At 66.0% G+C, this 15966-nt stretch carries 18 protein-coding genes, 1 tRNA gene and 3 pseudogenes; 13 read left to right on the top strand and 9 right to left on the bottom strand.

Annotation, left to right across the window (positions count from 1 at the left end; genetic code table 11):
• Positions 1-74: 74 nt before the first annotated feature.
• Entirely contained in the window at positions 75-524 is a 450-nt protein-coding gene (locus IEW22_RS18380) for a hypothetical protein (protein WP_229742888.1), read from the bottom strand.
• A gap of 115 nt (positions 525-639) precedes the next feature.
• On the opposite strand from IEW22_RS18380, the gene IEW22_RS18385 reads away from it, so the two are divergent.
• The 6 genes from IEW22_RS18385 to IEW22_RS18410 all read left to right on the top strand — a co-directional run bounded on the left by IEW22_RS18385 (position 640) and on the right by IEW22_RS18410 (position 6377).
• The gene (locus IEW22_RS18385) at positions 640-1029 is read left to right on the top strand and encodes an ArsR/SmtB family transcription factor (protein ID WP_005179570.1); all 390 of its coding nucleotides are present in this window, start codon (positions 640-642) and stop codon (positions 1027-1029) included.
• A complete protein-coding gene (locus IEW22_RS18390) occupies positions 1026-2990 on the top strand; it encodes a heavy metal translocating P-type ATPase (RefSeq protein WP_006902503.1) in 1965 nt (654 codons plus the stop codon). The genes IEW22_RS18385 and IEW22_RS18390 overlap by 4 nt, the downstream gene beginning before the upstream one ends.
• Positions 2987-3517: a signal peptidase II gene (lspA, locus tag IEW22_RS18395; RefSeq protein ID WP_005179567.1), complete on the top strand. Its 531-nt coding sequence runs from the start codon at positions 2987-2989 to the stop codon at positions 3515-3517. The genes IEW22_RS18390 and lspA overlap by 4 nt, the downstream gene beginning before the upstream one ends.
• On the top strand, positions 3468-5045 hold the full coding sequence (locus IEW22_RS18400; protein ID WP_005179563.1) for a DHA2 family efflux MFS transporter permease subunit: 1578 nt from the start codon (positions 3468-3470) through the stop codon (positions 5043-5045). Before lspA ends, IEW22_RS18400 begins: the two co-directional genes overlap by 50 nt.
• 87 nt (positions 5046-5132) lie before the next feature.
• Positions 5133-5723 carry a cadmium resistance transporter gene (locus tag IEW22_RS18405; RefSeq protein WP_005179560.1) on the top strand — a complete coding sequence of 197 codons (591 nt, stop codon included), beginning with the start codon at positions 5133-5135 and terminating at the stop codon, positions 5721-5723.
• Positions 5724-6035: 312 nt separating this feature from the next.
• Positions 6036-6377, top strand: coding sequence for a hypothetical protein (locus tag IEW22_RS18410; RefSeq protein WP_005179558.1), 342 nt, complete (start codon positions 6036-6038; stop codon positions 6375-6377).
• A 143-nt stretch (positions 6378-6520) separates the two neighbouring features.
• Here IEW22_RS18410 and IEW22_RS20280 read toward each other — a convergent pair whose 3' ends face one another.
• On the bottom strand, positions 6521-7078 hold the full coding sequence (locus IEW22_RS20280) for a hypothetical protein (protein ID WP_005179554.1): 558 nt from the start codon (positions 7076-7078) through the stop codon (positions 6521-6523).
• 837 nt (positions 7079-7915) lie between these two features.
• Here IEW22_RS20280 and IEW22_RS18420 point away from each other — a divergent pair.
• The 5 genes and pseudogenes from IEW22_RS18420 to IEW22_RS18440 all read left to right on the top strand — a co-directional run bounded on the left by IEW22_RS18420 (position 7916) and on the right by IEW22_RS18440 (position 9870).
• Positions 7916-8626, top strand: a complete 711-nt coding sequence (locus IEW22_RS18420; RefSeq protein ID WP_229742889.1) for a helix-turn-helix transcriptional regulator — start codon at positions 7916-7918, stop codon at positions 8624-8626.
• Positions 8623-8811, top strand: a complete 189-nt coding sequence (locus IEW22_RS18425; protein WP_005179548.1) for a hypothetical protein — start codon at positions 8623-8625, stop codon at positions 8809-8811. Before IEW22_RS18420 ends, IEW22_RS18425 begins: the two co-directional genes overlap by 4 nt.
• 57 nt (positions 8812-8868) lie before the next feature.
• Positions 8869-9090, top strand: a pseudogene (locus IEW22_RS18430) (helicase associated domain-containing protein); the annotation flags it as partial.
• A 35-nt stretch (positions 9091-9125) separates the two neighbouring features.
• Entirely contained in the window at positions 9126-9794 is a 669-nt protein-coding gene (locus IEW22_RS18435; RefSeq protein WP_005179528.1) for a helicase associated domain-containing protein, read from the top strand.
• A tRNA-Leu gene (locus tag IEW22_RS18440) sits at positions 9749-9870 on the top strand. The genes IEW22_RS18435 and IEW22_RS18440 overlap by 46 nt, the downstream gene beginning before the upstream one ends.
• Positions 9871-10342: 472 nt before the next feature.
• Here IEW22_RS18440 and IEW22_RS18445 read toward each other — a convergent pair.
• Both IEW22_RS18445 and IEW22_RS18455 read right to left on the bottom strand, forming a co-directional pair.
• A complete protein-coding gene (locus tag IEW22_RS18445) occupies positions 10343-10555 on the bottom strand; it encodes a hypothetical protein (protein WP_005179525.1) in 213 nt (70 codons plus the stop codon).
• Between the two features lie 516 nt (positions 10556-11071).
• Entirely contained in the window at positions 11072-11434 is a 363-nt protein-coding gene (locus tag IEW22_RS18455; RefSeq protein WP_005179521.1) for an Rv2640c family ArsR-like transcriptional regulator, read from the bottom strand.
• A 97-nt stretch (positions 11435-11531) separates the two neighbouring features.
• Here IEW22_RS18455 and IEW22_RS18460 point away from each other — a divergent pair, with 97 nt between their 5' ends.
• Positions 11532-12017, top strand: coding sequence for an ArsI/CadI family heavy metal resistance metalloenzyme (locus IEW22_RS18460; RefSeq protein WP_188588657.1), 486 nt, complete (start codon positions 11532-11534; stop codon positions 12015-12017).
• A gap of 22 nt (positions 12018-12039) precedes the next feature.
• Here the strand turns inward: IEW22_RS18460 and IEW22_RS18465 are convergent, their stop codons facing one another.
• The 5 genes and pseudogenes from IEW22_RS18465 to IEW22_RS18485 form a co-directional block, all read right to left on the bottom strand.
• Entirely contained in the window at positions 12040-12450 is a 411-nt protein-coding gene (locus tag IEW22_RS18465; RefSeq protein ID WP_005179518.1) for an arsenate-mycothiol transferase ArsC, read from the bottom strand.
• Positions 12447-12872 (bottom strand): arsenate reductase ArsC, encoded by a 426-nt coding sequence (locus tag IEW22_RS18470; protein WP_188588658.1) that lies wholly within the window; start codon positions 12870-12872, stop codon positions 12447-12449. Before IEW22_RS18470 ends, IEW22_RS18465 begins: the two co-directional genes overlap by 4 nt.
• A gap of 41 nt (positions 12873-12913) precedes the next feature.
• Positions 12914-13598, bottom strand: a pseudogene (locus IEW22_RS18475) (arsenate reductase ArsC).
• On the bottom strand, positions 13591-14694 hold the full coding sequence (gene arsB, locus IEW22_RS18480; RefSeq protein ID WP_005179505.1) for an ACR3 family arsenite efflux transporter: 1104 nt from the start codon (positions 14692-14694) through the stop codon (positions 13591-13593). Before arsB ends, IEW22_RS18475 begins: the two are co-directional and overlap by 8 nt.
• Entirely contained in the window at positions 14691-15053 is a 363-nt protein-coding gene (locus IEW22_RS18485; RefSeq protein ID WP_007240805.1) for an ArsR/SmtB family transcription factor, read from the bottom strand. The genes arsB and IEW22_RS18485 overlap by 4 nt, the downstream gene beginning before the upstream one ends.
• 156 nt (positions 15054-15209) lie before the next feature.
• On the opposite strand from IEW22_RS18485, the pseudogene IEW22_RS18490 reads away from it, so the two are divergent.
• Positions 15210-15857, top strand: a pseudogene (locus IEW22_RS18490) (DDE-type integrase/transposase/recombinase); the annotation flags it as partial.
• Positions 15858-15966: the final 109 nt, after the last annotated feature.

Genomic DNA, 15966 nt, shown 5'->3' on the forward strand with positions numbered 1-15966 from the left:
AACAAGCCCTCGCTCAACTCGCCCTAGCCTACCCCGACCGAATCAACCCCTACCTCTAACCCACACGAGCACAACTACTTACACAAAAATCTTGACAAGCTCGAGATCTGGGATCCGGGCAGCCCGTCGTAGGGGCCGACGACGTCGACCACGCCCTCGACCGCGGTGGCGGCGGTGATCGTGCGAGCCACCGCTGCACGGAACTCGGCGTCGGTGGCGGTGACCGCGCCAGACTGCAGCACGATGACCGCCTGTTCCGTACCGAACTGCGGGAAGTGCCGGGCAACCAGGCGATCCACCTCGGTGGACTCCGAGCCCTCGACACCGAAATCCATCGCACCGAGCCGGTTCTCGAGCAGCGGGTAGGCCACCGCGCACACCACCAGCAGCAGTCCCCAGACCGCCAGGACCGCACGTCTGCGCCGGGCCATCAGAACGCCCCACCGATATAGCACTCCGGGCGAGCCCGGCGGCGATGGTTGCTGAGGCGAGTTCTCGACGACGGCGGACTTCTGCTGGTTCACGCGTTCTCCCTCCGTAGCGACCACGAATTGATCGCCATATCACGATGTAATCGTTGAAACGAGATTAATCACACTCTCACTCGATATCAATAGCTTTCGCCGCTATCATCGCTTTATGGCGATTAATGATGGCGGGGGTTGCCTCGTCGAGACGCAGGGGTTGGATCCGGCGGTGGCCCTGTTCCACAGCCTCTCCGATGCGACACGGTTGGCGATCGTGCACCGGCTGGCGTGCGGGGAAGCGCGGGTCTTGGACCTGATGGCCGGGCTCGGACTGGCTCAGTCAACGGTATCGGCGCACGTAGCGTGCCTGCGCGACTGCGGGCTGGTCGTGGGCCGCCCGCAAGGGCGGCAGGTGTTCTACAGCCTGGCCCGCCCGGAGTTGATGGACCTACTCGCCTCGGCAGAGACCTTGCTCGCGGCGACAGGCAATGCGGTGGCGTTGTGCCCGAACTACGGCACCGACTCCACCACCGAGACGGAGAGCGCGGAGGTACGAGCATGAGCGACGCATGCGGCTGCGGCCACGACGAACCCGCCGGTGACGGCGAGGCCGAGGAACGCGAACCCGAAAAGCTCTGGGAAGTCAGTGAACTGCGCGCCGCCGCGGTCGCCGGAGTGCTGCTGGTCGCGGCACTGATCGTCGGCTGGACCGGCGGCCCACGCGCCGTCGAGTTGGGGTTGGAGATCGCCGCACTGCTCGTCGGTGCATACACCTTCGTCCCCTCCACGCTCAAACGGCTGGCCAAGGGCAAGATCGGTGTCGGCACGCTGATGACGATCGCCGCGATCGGCGCGGTGATCCTCGGCGAGGTCGGCGAAGCCGCCATGCTGGCGTTCCTGTTCTCCATCAGCGAGGGCCTCGAGGAGTACGCGGTCGCGCGCACCCGCCGCGGGCTGCGCGCCCTGTTGAACCTGGTACCGGACCGGGCCACCGTGCTACGCGACGGCACCGAAACCGTCATCGCCCCTGCCGAGCTGCGCGTCGGGGATCGGATGCTGGTGCGCCCCGGTGAGCGGGTCGCGACCGACGGGGTGATCGTCGACGGGCGTAGCGCGCTGGATGTTTCGGCGATCACCGGCGAATCGGTACCGGTAGAAGCCGGGCCGGGCGCGGAGGTGTTCGCCGGGGCGATCAACGGCACCGGTGTGCTGACCGTCGAGGTCACCACGACCGCCGAGGACAACTCCCTGGCACGGATCGTGCGGATCGTGGAGGCCGAGCAGGCCCGCAAGGGCGACGCTCAACGCTTGGCCGACAAGATCGCCAAACCGCTGGTGCCCGGCATCATGATCGCCGCCACAGCCATCGCGGTGATTGGCGCGCTCTTCGGGGATCCGGTCACCTGGATCGAACGTGCGCTGGTGGTGCTGGTCGCCGCCTCACCGTGCGCGCTGGCGATCTCGGTGCCGGTGACCGTGGTCGCCGCGATCGGTGCGGCGAGCAAGCTGGGTGTGCTGGTCAAGGGCGGTGCCGCACTCGAGGCGATGGGCCGGGTGCGCGAGGTCGCGCTGGACAAGACCGGCACGCTGACGGCGAACAAGCCTGCCGTCGTCGAGATCGCCGCCACCGGCGGTGTGCACGGGGACCGGGTGCTGGCGGTCGCGGCCGCGCTGGAATCGCGCAGTGAACATCCCCTCGCCCGCGCCATCCTCGCCGCCGTCGACACCGTCACTCCCGCCACCGACGTCGAGGCGGTCACCGGTGCCGGGTTGACCGGCCGCGTCGACGGACGCCGGGCGCGGCTGGGCCGTCCGGGCTGGATCGAACCGGGTGTTCTGGCCGCCGATGTGGAACGGATGCAGCACGCGGGGGCGACCGCGGTGCTGATCGAGCTCGACGGCCAGGTGATCGGTGCGATCGCTGTGCGCGACGAACTGCGGCCCGAGGCACACGAGGTCATCGACCGATTGCACGCGCTGGGAATCCGGGTCTCGATGCTCACCGGTGACAACGCCCGCACCGCCGCCGCTCTGGCCGCTGAGGCGGGGATCGAGGACGTGCACGCGGATCTGCGCCCGGAGGACAAGGCCCACATCGTGGGCGAACTGCGCAGCGACCGGTTCACCGCGATGGTCGGCGACGGCGTCAACGACGCCCCCGCACTGGCAACCGCCGACCTCGGTGTGGCGATGGGCGCGATGGGCACCGATGTCGCTATCGAAACCGCGGATGTGGCGTTGATGGGTGAGGACCTGCGGCACCTGCCGCGGGCTCTCGAGCACGCTCGTCGGGCTCGCCGGATCATGTTGCAAAACGTCGGTTTGTCGTTGGGGTTGATCACGATCTTGATCCCGCTCGCGCTGTTCGGGATTCTCGGGTTGGCGGCGGTGGTGCTGGTGCACGAACTCGCCGAGATCGTCGTCATCGCCAACGGTGTCCGCGCCGGACGCACCAAACCCCTGGCCTCGCTGACCGATTCGGCGGCAAAGCCCGCACCGGTACTGGCCGGAGCGCCCGCGTGACCGCCACCGCGTCGTCTGCTCCCACCGTGTCGCGGTGGGGGCGGCGACTGCGGTGGGTCGCTGCCGCGGCCGCGCTGGCCGGTATCGACCTCACGCTCAAAGCGTGGGCGCAGACCACGCTGGCCGGGGCCCCGATCGAGGCGGGTCCGGTGGACCTTAAGTTGGCGTTCAACCCGGGAGCGGCGTTCTCGATCGCCGCCGACGCACCGAGCTGGGTGATGCTCACGCTCACCACGGTGATCACCACCGCGGTCGCGGTCGGCGGATGGGTGGTCGCGCCGCGCGCGAACCTGCTCACCCGCGTCGCGCTCGCCGCGATCCTGGGCGGTGCCGCCGCCAACGTCATCGACCGGGCCCCCGACGGTGTGGTCACCGACTACCTGCACACCGGCTGGTGGCCCACCTTCAACCTCGCCGACACCTTCATCGTGCTCGGCGCGACCGCCCTCATCATCGCCACTCTGATCGGAAACTCCGATGAGCGAGAACCACTCTCACCCGAACACCACGCCGACGACCGGGACTGAGCCGGGCCCGTCACGTCGGTGGGCAGGGCTGGCGGCGCTGGTCGTCGCCCTGCTCACCGTCGGGCTGGACCTGATGGTTCTCAACGTCGCCCTGCCCACCCTGGCCCAAGACCTCGGCGCGAGCACCACCCAGTTGCAGTGGATCGTCAACGCCTACACCCTGGTCTTCGCCGCGCTCATGCTGCCCGCCGGCGGCTTCGGTGACCGCTACGGTCGCAAACGGCTGCTGCTGATAGGTTTGGTCGCCTTCGTCGCCGCCTCGGCCTGGGCCGCTTTCAGCGGGTCCACCGGCTCGCTGATCGCCGCCCGCGCGGTCATGGGCATCGGGGCCGCGATCATCGTGCCGCTGTCGCTGGGGATCCTGCCGACCCTGTTCGGCCCCGACCAGCGTCGCCGCGCGATCGCGGTGTGGGTCGGTGCACTGGGTGTCGGGTTGCCGCTGGGGCCGATCGTCGGTGGCTGGCTGCTGCAGCATTTCTGGTGGGGCTCGGTGTTTCTGATCAACGTCCCGGTCGGTGTCGCCGCCCTGGTTGCCTGTGTGGTGCTGTTGCCCGAATCGGTCGACCCGCATGCACCGGCGTTGGACTGGCTCGGGATCCTCACCGCCGTGCCCGGTACGGCGGCGCTGGTATTCGGCATCATCCAGGCTCCCGCGTACGGGTGGACCGATCCCGTCGTGCTCGCGGCTCTGGCGGCCGGTGTGTGGCTGATCGCGGGATTTCTGGTGTGGGAAAGCCGTGCCCGCGACCCATTGGTCGATCTGGCACTGTTCACCAATCCGGCCTTCACCTGGCCCACCCTGGCCGCAACCGCGGGCACCTTCACCCTGGTCGGCGTGCTGTTCGTGCTGCCGCAATACCTGCAGATACTGCGCTACCACGACGCCTTCGGCACCGGCCTGCGCTTGGTGCCTCTGGTGCTGGCGATCATCGTCGCCGCAGCCGCTGTGGACAAGATCGTGACCCGACTCGGCGCCAAAATCCCGATCGCCACCGGCATGGTGATCGCCGCGGCCGGATTCGTGCTCGCATCCCGCATCACCGTCGACTCCGGCTACGGCTTCGTCGCGGTGTGCCTGGCGACCGTGGGCCTGGGAGCCGGGCTGGCGTTGGCGCCGGCTGTCGACGCGGTCATGGCGAGCCTGCCCGAGCATCGCAGCGCCGCAGGAGCTGGGTTGCTGATGGCCATTCGACAGGTCGGTGCCGCGTTCAGCGTCGCGATCCTGGGCACCCTGCTCACCGTCGTTTACACCCGCGACCTCGACCCCCACCTGAGCGGCCTGCCCGAACCAGTGGTCAGCGCGGCGCGTGACAACATCGCCGGAGCGCAACTTGCCGCGACCCAGATTCCCGGCCCAGCGGGCGCCGATCTGGCCGCGTCCAGCGCCCACGCCTACAGCCACGCCATGTCCGCAGTGTTCCTTGCCAGCGCCGCCATCAGCGCACTACTGGCCGCGGCCATCGCCGCCAAACTCCCCAACCACACTCCTGCGCCCGCGCCGACATCACCGGCGCGTGATCGAAACTGAAATAGCCACTCCCATGACAGCGGCTACGGCACGCGACACAACTGCGTGTCAGCCGAGCAGCAGTGCAGAGAAAGGGCATCCGCCGGAATGGTTACCTCGATCCTGCAGGCCATCGGACTCTTCCTGGTGACCAACATCGACGACATCATCGTGCTTTCGCTGTTCTTCGCCCGCGGCGCGGGAACCCGCGGAACAACGGCCGCCATCGCGACCGGACAATATCTCGGTTTCGGAGCGATCCTCGCCGCGTCGGTCCTCGTAGCGCTGGGAGTCACGGCGCTGCTGCCCGAAGAAGCCATCGCCTACTTCGGGCTCATTCCTCTGCTGCTCGGTCTGCTCGCCGCCTGGAGAGCATGGCGCAACAACGGCGACGACGATGAACGGTTCGAGGGCAAGAAGGTCGCGGTCTGGACGGTGGCGGCGGTGACCTTCGCCAACGGCGGCGACAACATCGGCGTCTACGTCCCGGTCTTCGCGACCGTGGGTACAGCGGCGATCGTCGCCTACTCGGTCGTGTTCCTGCTCTTGGTCGCCGTGCTGGTGTTCACCGCGAAGTTCCTCACCACCCGCAAGGCCATCGCCGAGATCTTGGAACGGTGGGAACACATCCTGTTCCCGCTCGTGCTGATCGTTCTCGGAATCGTCATCCTCGTCAGCGGCGGCGCATTCGGCCTCTGACCGTCGTCCCGGTCTGCACGGCCCAGATCACGGAGGACAGCGGCGATCGGCTCCAAAGAATGAAGTGCTATTCGAGGCCGTAACCGGTAGACAGCCGTCCTTCGGTTGGTCCATGGTTGTGCTCAGGGGCGCTGCACCGTTGTGGCACTACTACCACTGTGGCACTACTACCATCGACGTAGTTCAAGGCCTCCGGCAACGTGGGGCTTCTACCGCGCCTAGCGGCGGCCGAACGATGATCGTCGTCGGCCGTCGGCCGAGATTGTCGGCTGGTTGTTGCGGTGCGATTGCGCCAGCCGGTCCAGTTCCGCGGTGTCGACCTGGACCGATCCGGTGCAGTGGGCGCGGGTGCCCTCAGCGTCCCTCGAGGACCTCGCCCGGCATCGCGTGTTCGCCCCCGACAGCGACGTCGATGCCGACGATCGGCCTGAGGTCGCGGAGGCCGCACGCGCGGTGTGGCAGCGTGACCATCTCGACCCTCTCGATGTCGAGGCCGAGATCCGCGCCGCCGCGGATGCCCGCAGGGAGGCTGACGCGCGACTCGACGTCGCGGTGGCTAGGGCTCGCCGTTTGGGCCGGTCATGGGCTGACATCGGGGCAGCGGCCGGGATGACACGGCAGTCGGCGAACGAGCGCTGGAGGGACAGGGTGTGACAAGCCTTCACGGCGTCGGGCGTGGGTGGCGTGTAGCCACGTAGTGAGGCTACAATCGGAGCCGTAGCCAGCCCATTGCGGTGGGTTTGGAAGTGAGCCACAGGATTACTCGCCGGACGACGAGGCCTGTGGCTCGCGGTCTTTTAGGGGCCGATGGTGTGTATTTCGACTCCGGCGCCGAGTATGTCGAGGTAGTCCCCGCGGCCGCAGCGATGTTGCACGACGGCGCCGCACACGATATCGGCAACCCACAGGGCCGGTTCGTTACGACCGACAGCATGATCGATCCGCAGTGTCGAGGCCACGGCGCGTTGCGCGCGGAGCTTTTGCAGCATGTCCATATCGCTGGCGTCCTGTTGACCGCGTGATTCGAGAGTGATCGTGGAGCACGGCATATCAGCGAGATGTGGGAGTAGGAACTCCATACACTTTCGTCGGTGTCGCCGATCCGAGGAGTCCTTGTCAACGTGCACAACAACGAACCCGGTCAGAGGGAGCTGCGCGACCGCAGTGACGAGCTCAGTTCGGCGTTGTTCGCTGCTGCCGTGCCAGTGCACTTTAGGCTCGGCTAGGCGTAGAGCTTCCATCCTGTGACGGAGGGCGTCTACGTCTTCTTCATCGCACAGGGCGGCCGACATCAAGTACGCGCCGGGGTCCATGTCCGGCCGCGACCCGCTTTCGTCGGCCCAGGCTGTCAGCATGGGGAACAACCTTATGCGAGGGGTCCGACGCGGCCTGAAAACGTCGAGACGGCTACCGGACGTGACGACGCCACTTCTGCGGCAACCGACCGTCGAGGGAGGGCGGCAGAGCGCACCGGAGACGGGTTTACGACTTACGCGAGCCGGTCGACCCGTCCTCCGGTCTGGTCGGCGTGCGCCTGGGCCTGGGCCTGGGCCTCGTCGAGCTCATTAGCGGTGTAGTACGGAGCTCCCGGCGGGTTGGCCGGGTGGCCGCCCGCACGATGAGGGCCAGGTCGCCAGCTCGACGCGGCCGCGTTGCCGAGGTTCCCACCGCAACACGATCCCGCCGCCTCTACATCAGCTACGGATCGGCGACCGGCTCCTCGCACTGATAGCGAGTCGCGAAGCGCACCGCCGGACGCCTACATGCCCAATCCGCCGGGTTACCAACGCCGGATCGACAGAAATCTGAGATCACCTCAATGGTCTTGTCGCGAAACAAGCGACTACGCGTATCTGCAAAATCGAGGTGTGGCATCTCGCATCAGCGTCGCATAAGTGTCGCACTTAGCATCGCACTAAGTATCGCATTCCCTATGAGATGGAACGGCACCGCAATCGGCAGGCTTCCGATCCGGATTCGATAGGTTCCCGTTTCGTGGCAAGCTGACGCTCATGGACAAGCAAATTCCGGCGTCTGGATCTGGCACGGTCCCCTCGCCTCCCCCACCCGCACCGAGCCCAGGTGCGACGCGGGAGAAGTTGCTCTCTTGGTCGCCGCGCAGGTACTCAGTCAACCGGTTTGTCCTCGTCCAACAGCCTGATGAGACGAAGCCGCGGCCGAGCACGGTGGGCGTGCTGACGAAGGGTCGGCATCACCGCGCGCTGGTCCTCTATCTGCTGCTGCTGACGTGGTGGCCGTGGCTCTCCTTGCGACACACTCCGCTGGCGGCCGAGGTGTGGGTTCGCGCACTGACCGCGGAGGGGCCGGGGACAGCGAACGCGCTCACCTGGTCGCCGTCTACGTTGTCGCGAACGTGGGGCGAGCTCGAGGAACTGGGACTGGTCGAACGTAAAAGGGAAGGGCGACTGACCCGCATCGTCCCGCGTCGCGAGGACGGGAAGGACGACTACGTTGCACCGGCTGGTCAGAAGAAGGATTGGTACAACGCCTACTTCACCCTCCCTCATGAGTTCTGGACAGAGCAGCACTTCGCGACGCTGAGTCCTGCCGCCCTCGCGGTGCTGCTGATCGTCTTGAAGGAGACAACGAAGAAGCCTGACGTCGAGCTCCTCCGGGAGAAGATGCAGGACTGGTACGGGATCTCAGGCAAGACGGTGACAAAGGGTATCCAGGAGCTGATGGCCGCTGGCCTGATAGAGGAGCGACTGCGGTGGGAGGAAGACCTGTCCGCGAAGCTCGGGTACGTCAAGCATCACCACTATGGGTTGACGGGTGTTTTCAGCACCGAGGAGAGGGCGGCGCGACGACGCGTAGCGCGGCGCAAGCGCAGGTTGAACGAACGCAAGAAGTCCAAAAAGGCTGCCCAGGAGGCGAAATCATGACTGCGAGCACACCGCCACCGTGGCCGCCGCACACGTGGTCGAAGTACGCATGGAAAACGATCGGCCAGGCGATGCGGTCGACGGCCACAACCGTCCGTTTCGTGGCGATCTTGGCAGCGATCTTCGTGCTGCCCAGCGTTGCCGCTGCGATCTCGTTCGTGATCGTCCGTTCCGTGTACTTCTAGGACTGGAACCGATGACGCTGATCCGGGGTGCTGATCGAGTGAGCTGGAGAGCTTCGAATGAGTAGTTATGAGGAGCGGTTCGAGGCCGGGCTCGCGCATCTGCATCGCTACGTCGCCGCGCACGGTTCGAGCTCGCCGCCGCACGGTTCGACGATCGACGGATTTCTGATCGGGAGTTGGGTCGGCAGCCGGCGCACCGAGTACCGCAGGGGCCGGTTATCGGCCGAGCGGATCCGCCGTATCGAGACCGAGTTCCCGGACTGGCAGTGGACCATCCGAACCAGCTCGACTCAGGGCACGATCGGTGGCCTGTAATGGGTGGTCCTGATGACCGACGGTTCGAGGTCGGGCTCGCGCATCTGCATCGCTACGTCGCCGCACAGGGTTCGAGCTCTCCCCCGCGCGGCGCAAGGATCGACGGGTTCCCGATCGACGTGTGGGTGGCCAGCAGACGCACCGACTACCGCAAGGGCCGACTGTCGGCCGAGCGGATCGAACGGCTCGCGACCGAGTTCCCGGACTGGCAGTGGAGTGTGCGCGACGCGCAGTTCGACGTCGGCCTGGCGCATCTGCGCCGCTACGTCGCCGCACATGGGACGAGCACCGTGAGTCAGCATGAGGTGTTCGACGGATTCGCCCTCGGACAGTGGGTGACGAATCGTCGCGCCGACTACCGCAAAGGCCGACTGTCGGCGGAGCGGATCGAGGTGTTTGAGCGCGAGTTTCCTGACTGGCAGTGGTCGCCTCAGGCCACGGCGGCGGCCGCCGCATTCGAGGTCGGGATCGCGCACCTGCATCGGTATGTCGCCGCGCACGGCACCAGCAACGCCCGAAATCGGGCGGTGATCGAAGGATTCGCGATCGGACAGTGGGTCGCCAACCGCCGCGCCGACTACCGTAGAGGTCAGCTCGCCACCGAGCGGATCCGCCGCATCGAGGCCGAGTTCCCGGACTGGCAGTGGACCGCACAACGCCGCTCCTGATCCGACATACGGCGCGCGGTGAGGCAACGGATTCAAAACCCGTCCAGTGTCAGTTCGAGTCTGACCGGGGGCACCAGGGCCCTCGCAGGCAAGCGCACATCGCTCGCACCAAATTCTCCTGGGAAACCTATTGATCTCCGGCATGTGACGTGCTAAGTTTCACATCCCTCTTTCTATGAGGGCTTCCCTCCAACTCTGAGGGTCTGATTGTGGTCACAGGTCCAGGCGGAGCTATATCCGCACCCAGGGCCCACGTGGTTCAGCCACTCAGACCTTCGGAAGGGGGTGAAAATGGAAGCGATGGTCATCCTCGGGATCATCCAGATCCTCATCGCAACAGCCCATCTCGTTGTAGACATCCTCAGCTAGCCCCAGCGAGGGGGCCGGGCACTCGCCCGGCCCCTCGCCTCGCCTGGCGGCATCCTTCGTGGAAAGGCTTGCGTACCGACAAAACCCCGGGCTGCGAATCGCCCACCTGCACAACGCAACCACGATGGCCCTGTGGCAACCGACCCGCCGGGGAGGGCGGCAGCGCAGCGCCAGCGGAGTCAGCTCGTGGCTTCCCCGAGTCGTTCGACCTGTCCGCCAACCTCGTCGGCGTACGCCTGAGCCTCGGTCGCCTCATTGTCGGTGTAGACCCGGACGTCTGCCGGCCTACCGGCCGGCCGCACGATCAACGTCAGCTCCCCTATCGCGACGCGACCGCGTTTAGGTGCGACGCGATTGGTGGGCCCGGCCCCGGCATCGTTGTTCTCGGTCATCGCTCGGCGGCGTCCTGTCTCGGTTGCAGCGCCTCGGGCGGCACCCACATGGTGATCGTGGCCGAGGAGACGCGGTTGGCGCTCTCGACTGGCATCTGACATATCCCGCGCCAGAGGCCGTTTGAAGTTTGGAGCCACGCTAAGAGAAGCGCGTTCATGGTGGGTTCGATCCGGGCACCGGATGCGCGGACTCGCAGTGACACTCCCCCACCGGCGGCATACGAGCGTCCGCAGGACGGGTCAGCGATCGCCATGTCGATCAGCACGGGCCTCGGTGGGTCGACCACGCGTAGTGTTCGGGTGTCGGGCCAGTGGTCGAACATGCCATCAGTGTCATCTCGCAAGACATCGGTGACAGTTCTGCATCAGGCCATAGGTGACAGAGTGAGGGGTCTTGGTGGTGACACTTCTTCATTTGGTTTCCGCCACGCACCGCTATGTGCCTTGCGTTGCGTGGCGCGGTTGCCTATGAGGGGGGCCTGACGCAGGTGCTCAACTGACCGCGCCTGCGACGGTTCAGCAGCACCCCGTGATGGCGCTGAGAACGCTGCGCAGCGCTTCCAACGACTCTGGCCGGGCACGGTAGTAGACGTTCATCCCTCGTCGGTCAGGTGCGACCATGCCGGCCTTGCGGAGCTGCCCCAGGTGGTGGCTCGTGGTGGCCTCGGTGAGGCTGACCGCGGTCGCGAGGTCGCAGGTGCAGATCCCCTCACCGGTGTCAGTGAGCAGAATCGAGACGAGTTTGATCCGGACCGGATCGGCCAGCGCCTTGAGCCGCAGAGCGATTTCTAGGGCGGTGTCGTCATCGAGAGGGGCCGCCGACACGGGCGCACAGCAGATCGGGGCACTGATGTCGACCATCGGCAGGGCCTTCGGCATGACCCGACCATACCCTGGTACTTGACATATGTCGAAAAGGTGGCACCCTGCAGGTGTCAGTAGTTCGATATATGTCTCACAGGTGAAGGTGATGGTCATGTCCCGTATGCAGCTCGCGCTCAATGTCGATGATCTCGATACCGCGATCGAGTTCTACTCCAAGCTGTTCAACACCACCCCGACCAAGCGCAAGCCGGGATACGCCAACTTCGCGATCGTCGAGCCGCCACTGAAGCTGGTGCTGCTGGAGAATCCCGGCCAGGGCGGCACGATCAACCATCTCGGCGTCGAGGTCGAGTCGAGCGAGAAGGTGCACGCCGAGATCGCCCGGTTGTCCGGGGAGGGTCTGTTCACCCAGGAGGAGATCAACTCCACCTGTTGTTTCGCGACGCAGGACAAGGTGTGGGTGACCGGGCCGGCGAAGGAGAAGTGGGAGGTCTACACCGTGCTGGCTGACTCCGAGACGTTCGGGACCAGCCCGAAACTGTTGGAACAGAACGCCACCGAGGACGCCGAGCAGGGTTCGGTGTGCTGCGGCGGCAACGCCGCAGACCAGGCCGAGGCGCGCACAGCCTGCTGCTGACAGCCTCGGTTCGCGTTCTCGCCTACCGCGCGATGCGGTCGGCGAGGGCGCGGATCCGGTTGGTGATGTCGTCGCGGATCAGCCGCATTCGTTCGATACCGTCGATGCCCCGTCCGGAGGGTTCGTCGGTGTCCCACACTTCGAGGGCGACGCCGTCGGGTGGGGTGACCTCGGCGGTGCCGACCACCACGACCAGGTCCACGGCTTGCATCAGTTCATCGGTGAGTTGCCGCGGCTGATGTCCGACGACGTCGGCGCCGACTTCGGCGAGTACCTGGGCGGACAGTTCGTTGACCTGGCCGCCGATTTTCGCGTTGGTGCCGGCTGAGGATGGGGTGATCCGGTCGGTGACTGTCGGTGTGAGGTGTTCGGCCATCACCGATTTGCCGCGGTTGGACACGCACACGAACAACACCTGCGGTGGTGTGCTCATTGGCCGACCTGCTGGTCGGCGGGTACCAGTTCGTCGAGGAGGTTCGCGACGAGTCCGCGGATCTGATCGCGGATGGGGCGGACCGCGTCGATGCCTTGGCCGGCTGGGTCGTCGAGAGCCCAGTCCCGGTAGCTGACGCCGGGGAACACCGGGCACGCATCGCCACAGCCCATGGTGATCACGACGTCGGAGGATTCGACGGTGTCGGGGGTGAGGATCTTCGGTGACTGTGCGGAGATGTCGATACCGACTTCAGCCATCGCCTCGACCGCGGCCGGGTTGATGGAGTCGGCGGGAGCAGATCCGGCGGAGCGGACCTCGACGCTGCCCTGGCTCAAGGCGGTGAGGAAACCGGCGGCCATCTGCGAGCGGCCAGCGTTGTTGACACACACAAATAGCACCCTAGGTCGAGACGTAGACATGAGACACAAGCCCTTTCAGCTGTGAAGGAACATCAGATACGTCACACACGTTCGGTGGTGAGTTCGGTGAGAAGACCACGAACTCGGGCGTCAAGATCGTCGCGGATCGCGCGAACCTCGTCGAGGGGACGGCCCTGGGGGGTCCGCGACCGTCCAGTCCAGATAGCGTTTGCCGGGATAGATCGGACACGCGTCGCCGCAACCCATGGCTACGACCACGTCGGCGGCGGCGACTACATCGTCGGTGAGCGGTTTGGGGTACTGCGTGCCCATGTCGACGCCGATCTCGGTCATTGCTTCGACGACGGTCGGGTTGATCGAGTGCGCGGGGGCTGACCCGGCGGAGCGCACGTGTACCCGCCCGGCGGCGTGGTGGGTCAACAATCCGGCGGCCATCTGTGAGCGGCCGGCGTTCTGGACGCAGACGAACAGAACTTCGGGCACATCCTTGGGCACCGATCCATCGGACTGGGCCAGGGCGCGTAACCGATCAGCCGCGAACCTGCCCGCCAAGGTCGTCAGGTGCGCATGCACCCGGGAGGTGCGCCGTAAGGCGGTGTAGGACTCGAACACACAGCGTTCCACCGTCTGGCGAGACACCACCCCCTCATACTTGGCGGCCAGGTCAGCGGCGGTACGGGCGAGCACGGCATGGGGCATCAACAGTTCGGGCTGCGCGCGGTGTTCACTGCGACTTAGCTGCTCGTCCAACAGATCCTCAGGCATCGCGAGCCGGCTCCTTCGACACATCCGGGCTGGAGGCAGTGGTTGGGGTGGTGAAGCGTTTCCGCAGTGCCAGGGACACGTACACGAGGGCGACGAGGACGGGGACCTCGATGAGTGGTCCGATGACTCCGGCCAGGGCCTGGCCGGATGTTGCACCGTAGGTGGCGATCGCGACGGCGATGGCGAGCTCGAAGTTGTTGCCCGCGGCGGTGAACGCCAGCGTGGTGGTTCGCGCATACCCCAGCCCCATCGCGGCCCCGAGCACGAACCCACCGCCCCACATCACCGCGAAGTAGATCAGCAGCGGCAGAGCGATCCGCACGACGTCCCACGGCTGCGACGTGATCTGCTCACCTTGCAACGCGAACAGGATGACGATGGTGAACAGCAACCCGTAAAGGGCCCACGGCCCGAGACGCGGCAGGAACGAGGACTCGTACCAGTCGCGGCCTTTGGTTCGCTCGCCGATGCGGCGGGTGAGGAAGCCTGCGACCAGGGGTATACCGAGGAAGATCAGCACCGACTTCGCGATCTGCCACGGCGAGGTGTCGATGGTGGTCTGCTCCAGGCCCAGCCATCCGGGCAACACCGAGAGGTAGAACCAACCCAGCACGGCGAACATGACCACCTGGAACACCGAGTTCAGTGCGACGAGAACAGCAGCGGCTTCGCGGTCGCCGCACGCCAGGTCGTTCCAGATGATGACCATCGCGATGCATCGGGCCAGGCCGACGATGATCAGTCCGGTCCGGTACTCCGGCAGATCCGGGAGCAGGAGCCAGGCCAGCGCGAACATCAACGCCGGTCCGATGATCCAGTTCAACGCCAACGACCCGAGTAGCAGGCGACGATCACCGGTGACCGAGTCGAGTCGGTCGTAGCGCACCTTGGCCAGCACCGGATACATCATGATCAGCAATCCGAGGGCGATCGGCAGCGAGATGCCGTCGAGCTCGACCGCCGCCAAAGTGTCACCCAGGCCGGGGACGACTCGACCGAGCAGCAGTCCGGCGACCATCGCGGCGCCGATCCACACCGGCAGAAACCGGTCCAGCGTCGACAACTTGCCCGCGACCGCGGTGTCGGTGGCGGTCACTGGTCGGCCTCACACGACCGCGTTTCCCCCACGACCGTGGCGAGATCGCCCAGCAGGCCCGACAGTTGTTGCAGCGCTTCGGTGTTCACCCGGTAGTACACCCAGGTCGCGCGGCGCTCGCTGGTCACCAGACCCGCCTGGCGCAGCACCTTCAGATGGTGCGAGATCGTCGGCTGCGACAGCTCGAACGGCCCGGAGATGTCGCACACGCACGCCTCGCCGCCCGGATGCGCAGCGACCTCCGACAGCAACCGCAGTCGAACCGGATCAGCGAGTGCCTTCAACAGTGGGGTGACAGCCCCGGTCTCGTCGCTACTGAGGCCGCGGCCGGGTGGCAGCAGGAGATTCTTATTCGACACGCGTCAATATTGACACACGTCGATGCAGGCGACAAGGTGGCCGACCTGGAAGCAGGCTTGCGCTTTCGCGTTGGTGTCCACGACAAGCAACCGGTTGGGCTCCGATCGAACCGCCATCCTCGGGTCAGCTCACGTGCCGCATTCAACGCTCAGACGGTGGCTGTTAATGAACCTATCGACCCTGTCGTCCGGCTAGCTATCTCGCAGTGGCCTGATGATGCACCCCGCGGAGCGGTCTCAACATTCTGCGTCGAACACGGAATTTCTCGAAAGTCGTTCTACGAGCTGCGTAAACGCGCCAAAGTCGAGGGGCCCGCGGCAGCCCTCGAACCGCGGACCCGCCGCCCAAAGTCGAGCCCGTCAGCGCTCAGTGACGAGGTCAAGTCACAAGCGGTGGCGGTGCGCGCCGCCTTGGAAAGGTCGGGTCTGGACCACGGACCGATCAGCGTGCACGACAAGATGCGGTCGATGGGCATGGCACAGGTCCCCTCGACAGCATCGCTGGCCCGCATCTTCCGCGATGCCGGAGTAGCCCGGCGTGAACCGAAAAAGAAGCCCCGCTCGGCGTGGCGGCGGTTCGTCTATCCCGCACCGAATGCGTGCTGGCAACTCGACGGCACCGAATACGTTCTGACCGGCGGACGTACGTGCGTCATCCTGCAACTGATCGACGATCACTCTCGCTACGCCGTGGGCTCCCACGTGGCCGCCGGTGAGACCTCCGACGCCGCGATCGCGGTGTTCGACAAGGCGGTGACCGCTCACGGCGTGCCCCAGCGACTCCTCACCGACAACGGGCCCGCTTTCAGGCTCTTCGAACTTGAGCGGGCAATGCCTGGTCAGCGGGCTGGCGTGTCGATGACGTGAGACGCCCCTGGTCTCCGGAAATCTGGATGTTGCGACACATTCCGAT

It is taken from the genome of Gordonia jinhuaensis, assembly GCF_014639795.1.
Lineage (GTDB): Bacteria > Actinomycetota > Actinomycetes > Mycobacteriales > Mycobacteriaceae > Gordonia_B > Gordonia_B jinhuaensis.

Bases quoted from the DNA above. Each gene is read 5' to 3' on its own strand.
- IEW22_RS18385 (WP_005179570.1), top strand. From the start codon at position 640: ATGGCGATTAATGATGGCGGGGGTTGCCTCGTCGAGACGCAGGGGTTG.
- IEW22_RS18390 (WP_006902503.1), top strand. From the start codon at position 1,026: ATGAGCGACGCATGCGGCTGCGGCCACGACGAACCCGCCGGTGACGGC.
- IEW22_RS18400 (WP_005179563.1), top strand. From the start codon at position 3,468: ATGAGCGAGAACCACTCTCACCCGAACACCACGCCGACGACCGGGACT.
- IEW22_RS18405 (WP_005179560.1), top strand. From the start codon at position 5,133: ATGGTTACCTCGATCCTGCAGGCCATCGGACTCTTCCTGGTGACCAAC.
- IEW22_RS20280 (WP_005179554.1), bottom strand. From the start codon at position 7,078: ATGCTGACAGCCTGGGCCGACGAAAGCGGGTCGCGGCCGGACATGGAC.
- IEW22_RS18425 (WP_005179548.1), top strand. From the start codon at position 8,623: ATGACTGCGAGCACACCGCCACCGTGGCCGCCGCACACGTGGTCGAAG.
- IEW22_RS18435 (WP_005179528.1), top strand. From the start codon at position 9,126: ATGGGTGGTCCTGATGACCGACGGTTCGAGGTCGGGCTCGCGCATCTG.
- IEW22_RS18445 (WP_005179525.1), bottom strand. From the start codon at position 10,555: ATGACCGAGAACAACGATGCCGGGGCCGGGCCCACCAATCGCGTCGCA.
- IEW22_RS18455 (WP_005179521.1), bottom strand. From the start codon at position 11,434: ATGCCGAAGGCCCTGCCGATGGTCGACATCAGTGCCCCGATCTGCTGT.
- IEW22_RS18460 (WP_188588657.1), top strand. From the start codon at position 11,532: ATGTCCCGTATGCAGCTCGCGCTCAATGTCGATGATCTCGATACCGCG.
- IEW22_RS18465 (WP_005179518.1), bottom strand. From the start codon at position 12,450: ATGAGCACACCACCGCAGGTGTTGTTCGTGTGCGTGTCCAACCGCGGC.
- IEW22_RS18470 (WP_188588658.1), bottom strand. From the start codon at position 12,872: ATGTCTACGTCTCGACCTAGGGTGCTATTTGTGTGTGTCAACAACGCT.